The sequence below is a fragment of the bacterium genome (assembly GCA_016873475.1).
Lineage (GTDB): Bacteria > Krumholzibacteriota > Krumholzibacteriia > JACNKJ01 > JACNKJ01 > VGXI01.
This window is the reverse complement of record VGXI01000133.1, coordinates 1-9,216: the sequence shown is the minus strand read 5'-3', so window position 1 is coordinate 9,216 and position 9,216 is coordinate 1. Positions and strand designations below refer to the sequence as shown.

9 protein-coding genes and 1 pseudogene are annotated in these 9,216 nt (G+C 70.9%); 8 read left to right on the top strand and 2 right to left on the bottom strand.

Translation table 11 applies throughout. From position 1 onward, the window contains the following. Both FJ251_10825 and FJ251_10820 read right to left on the bottom strand, forming a co-directional pair. On the bottom strand, positions 1-990 hold a 990-nt coding region (locus tag FJ251_10825), incomplete at its 3' end, for a hypothetical protein (protein ID MBM4118212.1). Further along, positions 978-1,706: an RNA polymerase sigma factor gene (locus FJ251_10820; GenBank protein ID MBM4118211.1), complete on the bottom strand. Its 729-nt coding sequence runs from the start codon at positions 1,704-1,706 to the stop codon at positions 978-980. The genes FJ251_10825 and FJ251_10820, both read right to left, overlap by 13 nt. Positions 1,707-1,785: 79 nt before the next feature. Here FJ251_10820 and katG point away from each other — a divergent pair, with 79 nt between their 5' ends. The 8 genes and pseudogenes from katG to FJ251_10780 all read left to right on the top strand — a co-directional run. Further along, positions 1,786-3,975, top strand: a complete 2,190-nt coding sequence (katG, locus tag FJ251_10815) for a catalase/peroxidase HPI (GenBank protein MBM4118210.1) — start codon at positions 1,786-1,788, stop codon at positions 3,973-3,975. Between the two features lie 72 nt (positions 3,976-4,047). Further along, positions 4,048-4,509 carry an SRPBCC domain-containing protein gene (locus FJ251_10810; GenBank protein ID MBM4118209.1) on the top strand — a complete coding sequence of 154 codons (462 nt, stop codon included), beginning with the start codon at positions 4,048-4,050 and terminating at the stop codon, positions 4,507-4,509. Between the two features lie 55 nt (positions 4,510-4,564). After that, positions 4,565-5,029, top strand: coding sequence for a DUF3788 domain-containing protein (locus FJ251_10805; protein MBM4118208.1), 465 nt, complete (start codon positions 4,565-4,567; stop codon positions 5,027-5,029). A 61-nt stretch (positions 5,030-5,090) separates the two neighbouring features. Beyond that, positions 5,091-5,831 (top strand): DUF1684 domain-containing protein, encoded by a 741-nt coding sequence (locus FJ251_10800; GenBank protein MBM4118207.1) that lies wholly within the window; start codon positions 5,091-5,093, stop codon positions 5,829-5,831. Positions 5,832-5,914: 83 nt separating this feature from the next. Further along, positions 5,915-6,238, top strand: a complete 324-nt coding sequence (locus FJ251_10795) for a hypothetical protein (protein ID MBM4118206.1) — start codon at positions 5,915-5,917, stop codon at positions 6,236-6,238. 49 nt (positions 6,239-6,287) lie between these two features. Then, positions 6,288-7,658 carry a TolC family protein gene (locus FJ251_10790; protein ID MBM4118205.1) on the top strand — a complete coding sequence of 457 codons (1,371 nt, stop codon included), beginning with the start codon at positions 6,288-6,290 and terminating at the stop codon, positions 7,656-7,658. A gap of 242 nt (positions 7,659-7,900) precedes the next feature. After that, positions 7,901-8,095, top strand: a pseudogene (locus tag FJ251_10785) (hypothetical protein). Between the two features lie 2 nt (positions 8,096-8,097). After that, a partial coding sequence (locus tag FJ251_10780; GenBank protein MBM4118204.1) for an efflux RND transporter periplasmic adaptor subunit occupies positions 8,098-9,216 on the top strand: 1,119 nt, incomplete at its 3' end.

Here is a 9,216-nt window from a genome sequence, read left to right as displayed (position 1 = left end):
CGGCGGCAGCTGGCCCTCGTCGAGGTAGCGCCGCACGAGCGTGTAGGAGGCGTTGTCCACGTCCACGGCGAAGGTGGACAGCGCGTCCTCCTCGGTCACGATGAAGGGGTTCGTGCCGTAGTCGCGAAAATACATGGCGTCGAAAGGCTCGCCGTTCGGGTTGCGGTAGTCCGGCGGGATCCAGCAGCGGCCGCGGGCGACGCGGCCGTCGACCTCGCGACCGGCGATCAGCGTGCGCTCGCGGGTCCCCGGCTCATTGGCAGGCACACCGTCGATCATCATCGACACCTTCCCGGACCGCCCACCGCGCACGTACTGGTCGCCGCCCTTCATCGTGATTCCGGCCTCGAGCGCCATCGCCTCCTGCACATTGTCGACAGCGAAGGCGCTCAGGTCCTCCTTGTCTTTGGACCTCACCGACTCGGAGGTCTTCACATCAACCTGAGGCGCTTCGCCTTCGACAAGGACCTTCTCGTGCGCATACGCGGGCGGACCCTCTCGCTGGGGAATGGCCGTCAAGGGCTCCGCCCCCGTGGGCGGGACGGCCGCAGGGTCCCGGCGCCCCGCCTCAGGAGCCGCGACGGTGGACTCTTCGACGGGGACCGCCGGGCCCGCGGCCTTGCCTTCGTTCCCGCCCCCGGGGGCGGGCTCAAGCTGCGGCGTCTCGGCCGTCGCGCGCGGGGCATCGGTCTGGCCGACGGCGCGGCCGGCAAGGGCGTCGCCACCATCCGTGCGCGGCGGACCGGCCTCGGGCAGGACGCGCGGGCTGAGCTCCTCGAGCCGACGCTCGGGATTCTCGCCGCTGAGCATCACCGCGAGGATGAGGCCGGCGGTCACGAGAGCGCCCGCCCCCGCCAGGGCCGTGATGAACTGGACGCGGCGGCGGCGCTCCTGCTGGTTCGCATTGCCGATCTGCCGCCAGATCAGCTCCCGCTCGCTCTCGCTGAGCCGGTGCGCGTGCTTGTCGAAGTGCTGCTTCATGGCTGCCATCCTTCCGCTTCCTCAGCGAAGACGGGGCGCTCGCCGCCGCCGAGTTCGCGCCGCATGCTCTCCTTGGCCCGGTGCAGGTGCACGCGGACCGTCGCCTCGCGGCAGCCAAGGGCGCCGCCGATCTCGGCGAAGGAGAGCTCCTCGACCTCGCGCAGGATTAGCGCGGCGCGCTGCTTGGCCGAGAGCCGGCCGAGCGCCGTCATGAAGGCCGCCCGTTCGCCCGCGAAGTGCGGAGCGGGCGCGGCGGGCGCCTCCTGCGGCGCGGCGAGCCCGAAGGCCAGGTGCCGGCGCGTGCGGCTCAGGAAGCCGCGCCGCCAGTCCAGCGCCTTGCGCACGGCGATGCGCCGGAGCCAGGCCCCCAGGGGACCGTCCCCCCGGTAGTGGTCCAGGCGGCGCAGGGCCGTGACATAGGTCTCCTGCAAGAGGTCGAGGGCGGTGTCGCGATCGCCGGTCTGGAATGCCAGCAGGTTGAAGAGTGGCTGGCAGGTCTCGTCGTAGATGGCCCGCCAGGCCGCTTCGTCGCCCGCAAAGGCTCTCTCGGCGCGCTCCCGGTCTTGCTGATGTCTGTTGTCGCCAGTCACCGTCGCGTCTCCTTGCTTGGCCCGATGACGAAGCGAGGCGGAAGGCTGTTTACGCGGCCGATCGAAGCTTAGCCCGATCCGGCGGAGGAGCCAACTGGAAGGCCCGAGGGCCTTGAGAATGCAGCCGGGATGCACTAGCGTCTACTTGATTGCGACATGAGGGACTGCTTCAAGAATCTCCGCAGCCCCACCTGGAAGAGCAAGGAGCGACGGGATGAGCGACAAGAGCAAGTGCCCCGTGACAGGCGGGGCTAGCGCGACGGCGAGCACCGGGCCGTCGAATCGCGACTGGTGGCCGAACCAGTTGAACCTGAGGATCCTCCACAAGAACTCCACGCTGTCCGATCCGATGGGCGAGGCCTTCGACTACGCCAAGGAGTTCAAGCAGCTCGACTACGCGGCGCTCAAGAAGGACCTCGCCGCGCTGATGACCGATTCGCAGGACTGGTGGCCGGCGGACTTCGGGCACTACGGCCCGCTCTTCGTGCGCATGGCCTGGCACAGCGCAGGCACCTATCGTGTGGGCGACGGCCGTGGCGGCGCCGGCGCCGGCCAGCAGCGCTTCGCGCCGCTCAACAGCTGGCCCGACAACGTCAGCCTCGACAAGGCGCGGCGCCTGCTGTGGCCGATCAAGCAGAAGTACGGCCGCCGGATCTCCTGGGCCGACCTGATGATCCTCGCCGGCAACGTCGCCCTCGAGACGATGGGCCTAAAGACCTTCGGCTTCGCGGGCGGCCGCGCGGACGTCTGGGAGCCCGAGGACGAGATCTACTGGGGCGCCGAGAAGGAGTGGCTGGGCGACAAGCGCTACGCGGGCGAGCGCGACCTGGAGAGCCCGCTCGCCGCCGTGCAGATGGGCCTCATCTACGTCAACCCCGAGGGCCCGAACGGCAACCCGGATCCCCTCGCGGCGGCCAAGGACATCCGCGAGACCTTCGCGCGCATGGCGATGAACGACGAGGAGACCGTCGCGCTCATCGCCGGCGGCCACACCTTCGGCAAGGCACACGGCGCGGGCCCCACGACGCACGTCGGTCCGGAGCCCGAGGCGGCCCCCATCGAGGCGCAGGGCTTCGGCTGGCGAAGCAGCTTCGGCAGCGGCAGGGGCGCCGACACGATCACCAGCGGCATCGAGGTCACCTGGACCACCACGCCCACCAAGTGGAGCAACAACCTCTTCTGGAACCTCTTTGGCTACGAGTGGGAGCTGACGAAGAGCCCCGCCGGGGCGCATCAGTGGCGGCCGAAGGGCGGCGCCGGCGCCGGCACCGTGCCGCACGCCCACGACGCGTCGAAGCGGATCGCGCCCGAGATGCTGACCACCGACCTCTCGCTGCGCTTCGACCCGGTCTACGAGAAGATCTCCCGGCGCTTCATGGAGCACCCGGATCAGTTCGCGGACGCCTTCGCGCGCGCCTGGTTCAAGCTGACGCACCGCGACATGGGCCCGCGCGCTCGCTATCTCGGCCCGGAGGTCCCGGCCAAGGAGTTCACCTGGCAGGACCCCATTCCCGCGGTCGATCACAAGCTGATCTCGGCGCGGGACATCGCGGCCCTCAAGACCAAGATCCTGGCGTCCGGGCTCTCGGTCGCAGAACTCGTCTCGACCGCCTGGGCCTCGGCCTTCACCTTCCGCGGCTCCGACAAGCGCGGCGGCGCAAGCGGCGCCCGCATTCGCCTGGCTCCGCAGAAGGACTGGGAGGTCAACCAGCCCGCCCGGCTGGCGAAAGTGCTCAGGACCTTGGAGGGCATCCGGAAGGCCTTCAACGCCGCGCAGACCGGCGGCAAGAAGGTCTCGCTGGCCGACCTGATCGTCCTCGGCGGTTGCGCGGGTATCGAGCAGGCCGCGAGGAGCGCCGGCTACCGGGTGACAGTTCCCTTCACCCCGGGGCGCATGGACGCCTCGGCGAGGCAGACCGATGCGGAGTCCTTCGCCGTGCTGGAGCCGGTCGCCGACGGCTTCCGCAACTACCTGAAGGCGACGTACAGCGTGCCGGCTGAGGCGCTGCTCATCGACAAGGCGCAGCTGCTCACGCTGACCGCGCCCGAGATGACGGTGCTGGTCGGCGGCCTGCGCGTGCTGGGCGCGAACGTCGGCAAGTCGGCGCACGGCGTCTTCACGAAGCGGCCCGAGACGCTCACGAACGACTTCTTCGTGAACCTGCTCGACATGGGCACGGAGTGGAAGCCGGCTGGCGAGGGCGTCTACGAGGGCTGCGATCGCAGGACGGGCGCGAAGCGGTGGACCGCCACGCGCGTCGACCTGGTCTTCGGCTCGAACTCGCAGCTGCGCGCGCTGGCCGAGGTCTACGGCAGCGCGGACGCGGCGGCGAAGTTCGTCGCCGACTTCGTGGCGGCCTGGACCAAGGTGATGAACCTGGATCGCTTCGACCTGCGCGGCTAGGCGCGCGGCGCCACACACGCTTCGGCCCGGCGGCGCCCCTGCCGCCGGGCCGGAACTCCCCGGAGGAAGCCCATGTCGGCCAGGGAGCGCCTGCAGTTCTCCATCGTCATCGCCGCTCCGGCGAAGCGCGTCTACGAGGCGCTCATCGGGCCCGCGAGCTTCAAGGAGTGGACGGCGCCCTTCATGGAGGGCAGCTACTTCGAGGGATCCTGGCAGCAGGGCGCGCGGATTCGCTTCCTGGGGCCCGGTGGCGGCGTGGGCATGGTGGCCGAGATCGCCGAGAACCGGCCGCACGAGTTCATCTCGATCCGGCACCTGGGCTTCGTGGCGAAGGGGGTCGAGGACACCGAGAGCGAGGCCGTGTGCGCCTGGGCGCCGGCCTACGAGAACTACACGCTGCTGCGCGTGGTCGAGGGAACGCAGCTCGTCGTCGACATGGACGCCTTCGGCGACATGACCGACTTCATGACCGAGACCTGGCCGAAGGCGCTGGCGCGGCTGAAGGCACTCTGCGAAGGGGAAGGGGGCGCCTGAGTCCTGCGCGCCGGGCAGAGCCGCGGTCGAGCGACAGCGTGAGGGGAGGGGATTCATGGCAGTAGAGATCAACCCGAATCGGCTAACGGACGGCTCGACCGAACCGCAAGCAGAACAGCTCAGCAGCTTCCTCGGCCAACGGCACTGGGCGCGCTGGACTGCGCTGCGCGAGTACATTGCGGCGACCTACCCGGGCGTTTTCGGGGAGGATTGGCAGTTCGGCGGCAAGAGGCACGGCTGGAGCCTGCGCTACAAGAAGTCGAGGTCTTTCTGCACCTTTGTGCCCGAGCGAGGTAGCTTCAAGTTGCTGATCGTGTTCGGGGCCGCAGAGCGGGCGGCTGCCGAACGCATCCTAGCGGATCTCAAGTCGCACGTCTGCGAGGATTACGCGCGCGCGACCACCTATCATGACGGGAAGTGGATGCTGACCGCCGTCGACAGCGTACAGGTGCTGGCCGACGTGAAGGCCCTGCTCGCCATCAAGCGCACACCGAGGCCGCGCGGAAGGTCCGTGGCCTAGAACCCGCGCCTCCGCGGCAGCCCGGCGGCCGGACTGGGGAGATTGCAATGCACACGGCAACCTGGGCTCTCGCCCTGCTGCTGACGCTCGGCGCGGGTTGTGCCAGCAGCGTGCCCCGCGAGGCCATGGATCCCGCCTATCTCGCCGAGATCGAGACGTGGCACGCCGAGCGCGAGGCTGCGCTCGCCGCCGAGGACGGCTGGCTCACGCTCGTGGGCCTCCTCCCCATCGCGCCGGGCGCGCAGACGCTTGGCTCCGGCCCGGACGCCGCGCTGCGACTGCCGCCCTCGGCGCCGCGCTGCGCTGCTATGCCATCGACCGCGGCGGGCAGCTCTTCCTGCGTGTGAAAGACAGTGCGAGCCCCGCCCGCCTCACCTTCACGGGCGTCGAGCGCTATCCCGTCGACCCGCGCTGGCGCGTGGAGGCGCGGCTGGAGGCGGACAGCGCGCGCAGCATCGCCATTCCCAATGTGCTGGGTCAGGTGAGCGAAGAGCCCTGCCCGGGGCGGCTCGTCTTCACGCTGGACGGGCGCGAGTGCGCGCTCTGGCCGCTCGGCGCGCCGGGCGAGGAGCTGTTCATCGTCTTTGCCGATGCCACCAGCGGCGCGGAGACCTACGGTGCCGGCCGCTTCCTCAGCGCGCCCGCGCCGGATGCCGCCGGCCGTGCGACGCTGGACTTCAACCGCGCCGTCAACCCGCCCTGCGCCTTCAGTCCCTACGCCACCTGCCCGCTGCCGCCGGCGGGCAACGCGCTGGCCGTCGCCGTGCGCGCGGGGGAGAAGACCTGGGGCGAGGCGCATTGAGCCGAGTCGCTCCTCTCGGTTCTCTTCGCTGCTCTCCGGGGGACACCTTGACACGGTCGTCGCCGCCGGATAACCTTTCGCCCATGCACCGAGTCACTGGGTTGGTCCTGATTGCCGCATTCTGCATCCTCCAGTTGGGCGCCGTCTGGTGTCCCGCTGTCGACTGCTGCGATGCCAAGACCCAGCACTCCCGGTGCTCGGCGAACCCGGCGATCCACGAGCAGGGCTGCGACGATCAATCCGCCGCCTGCGCGTGCTGCTTCGACCGCGCGCCGGTGCTGCCCGCTGCGGTCCAGCCACCGCTCGTTTTTCGCGAGACCCTGCCCGCACCGCGGGACGCCGAAGCGCAGGCTCCGATCCCCCCGGCGGAGGATCTGTTGAAGATCCCCAAGTCCGCTGTCTGCTAGTCGCACACCTGTTCCACCAAGCGGCTGGACGGCCTGCCGCGACTGGCCGATGGCCCGTCGTCGCTTCGCAGGTGCTCCCGGAGCCCGCCTGCGCGACCGCGCGGCGCCGGGTTCGCCAGCATCTCGTTCAGCGGACGCAACGTGGCCGGCGATCGGCCTGAGGGGAGTTCCAATGGGCCGCGGCTTCTCGCTACTGGCCTGGACGTGCGCGCTCTCGGGCGCGGTCGCGCTGAATGTCGCGGCACAGCCGGCGGAGGAGACGTCCTTGCCGCTCACCGCCTCCCGCGTGATCGAGCTGGCCAGCACCTGCTCGCCCGAGGCCAGGATTGCCGCTGCGCGCGTCGAGGAAGCCCGCGGCCGCCTGACCAGCGCCCGCGTCTTCAGCCAGGAGAACCCGGTGCTGGAGGCTCTGAGCGGCCGGTCCTGGCGCGGACCGGCGGGCAGCACCGAGCTGGAGCTCGCGGTTCCGCTCGGCTATGGACTGGGTCGCGCCTACCGCGTGCAGGAAGCCACCGCGACCGTCGAGAGGGAGACCCTCCATGCGGCGGACGCCCGGCGGCTGCTCGCCGGCCGGGCACTGGCCTCCTTCTATCGAGTGCTGCACGCGGAGATGCAACTCGGCATCGCCGAGGAGGGGAGGCGACTCGCCGGCGAGCAGCGCCGCATCGCAGAGGAGAAGGTCGAGGCGGGCGACGCCGCGCGCTTGGAGCTGCTCGTCGCCGAGACCGAGGTCTCGCGTGGGGAGAGCGCAGCCGAATCCGCTGCGGGGGAACTGGCCCTCGCCCAGCTCGAGTTGGCGGCGGTCCTCGGGATGCCGTCGAGCCAGGGGCTGCGAACGACGGGCGACCTGGCTGATCGCTCGCGCTTCGACGCGATCGCGGCGGATGGCCGGACGGCCGGCGAGCGCGAACGGGCCGACCTGCGCGCCGCGCGGGCGGACCTGGCCGCGGCCGCCGCCTCGCTGAAGCAGGCGCGCGCCGCCTGGATCCCCGGCATCGCCCTCCGCCTTTCCTACGGCGAGGACCAGGAGGAGAGCACGCTTCGGCCCGGCCTCGCCGTTTCCCTGCCGATCTTCGACCAGCGACGAGGAGAGCGGCAGCAGGCGCTGGCGCGCCGGCTGCGGGCCCAGATCGAACTCGAGGCGCGCAGGGCGCTCGCGGCAGTCGAGCTTGAAGGAGCACAGGCGGCGTATCGCCGCGCTGCCGCGGCGGCAAGCGAGATCGAAGTCACGGCGCTCCCCCGCGCCCTCGAGACCGAGGCCCTGGCGCTGGCAGGCTATGAGGCGGGCAAGTTCGATCTGCCGGCGCTGCTGATCGTGCGCAGGAACGCCCTGGAGACGCGCCGCGAGCAGGCGGATCGCCTCCTGAGCGCCGCCCTCGCCGGCGTCGATCTCGCCGTTGCGGCGGGAGCTTTGCCATGAGCCTGTTTTGCGGGCGTCGCGGACGCCGAAGCCCGCGCCTTCACGCTGGCGGGGAAACCCGCCGGAATAGCAGTCGAGTGAGACAAGAAAGGAAGTCGAGCATGCAAAAGACCTTCGCCGTCTTCGCCATCTTCCTCGGCGGCTTCGCCCTCGCCGGTTGCGGGGGCGAAGCCGCCGATCGCGGCAATGACGAGCGCGGAGCCCTGGCGGACGCTGGTGGCCATGCGCAGGCGGGCGTGGTGCCGGGATCCTACGAGGACTGGTGCGGGGAGCACGGCGTCCCCGAGAGCGCCTGTACCCGCTGCGATCCCGCCCTGATTCCCGCATTCAAGGCCACCAACGACTGGTGCGCGGAGCACGGGTTGCCGGAGTCGCAGTGCAAGGCCTGCAGCCCCGAACTCGTCATCACCCGGCCACCCAAGCCCGAGGGGAAGTGAAGATGCGCAAGACCCTCCTGCTGCCGGCCCTGCTGCTGATCGCCGCGATCTCGGCCTGCGAGCGCGCAGGGTCGCAAGCCGAGGCAGACCGGACGGCCGCGACCGCGAGCGCCGATCGTCCGTGCGCCGAGCACGGCGTCCTCGAGGCGATCTGCACGAAGTGCAATCCAAAGCTGGCGCCGATCTTCCAGAGCAAGGGGGATTGGTGCGCGGAGCACGCGCTGCCGGAGTCGGTCTGCCCCCTCTGCCACCCGGAGCGCGGCGGACGGCCGCTGATGGACGTTGCGGCCGGCGACACCGGGGACCTGCCGCCGCCGCACGGGATGCGGGTGAAGCTGGCGTCGCCCGCGCTGGCCGACGAGGCCGGGATTCGCGTGGTCGCGTCACGGGCCGGCGGCGATGAGAGCGTGGTGCTCGCGACCGCGAGCATCGTCGCCGACAACGCGCGCAGCGCCCTCGTCAACGTGCGGGTGGCGGGCGTCATCCGCGCCTACAAGGTCGAGGTCGGCGCCCTGGTTCGCGAGGGCCAGCCCCTGGCCGAGATCGAGAGTGCGGAGATGGCGGACGCCCAGGCCCGACTCCAGTCCGCCGCGGCGCGCGAAGAGGCGACGCAGGCCGCGCGCCAGCGCGAGCAGCGCCTCCACGAGCGGGGCATCTCTTCGGAGAAGGACGCCCAAGCGGCCGAGCAGGCTCACCGCGAGGCGCAGGCGGAGCTCGCCGCGGCCGCGGCGGCTCTGGCGCTGATCGGCGCGACGGACGGCGTATCGGGCCGTTACGATCTGCTCGCACCGATCAGTGGCACGCTGACCCGCCGCAACTTCACGGTGGGTGCGCTGGTGCATGGCGAGGATCCCATCTTCGAGATCATGGACACCGGCGTGCTCTGGGTGGAGATCGACGTTCCGGAAGCGCTGATCCACCGGGTCGCTCCGGGCCAGCGGGTGCTCGTCGAGGTGGACGGCATCGGCGAGCGGACGTTCGAGACCGCGGTCCGCTCCGTGTCGCCCGCCGTCGATCCGAGCACCCGCACCGTTCGCGCGCGCGCGCCGCTCGACAATGCCGAAGGCGCGCTGCGCGCGAACACCTACGCGCGGGCTCGGATCTACACGCCGAGCGGGGGG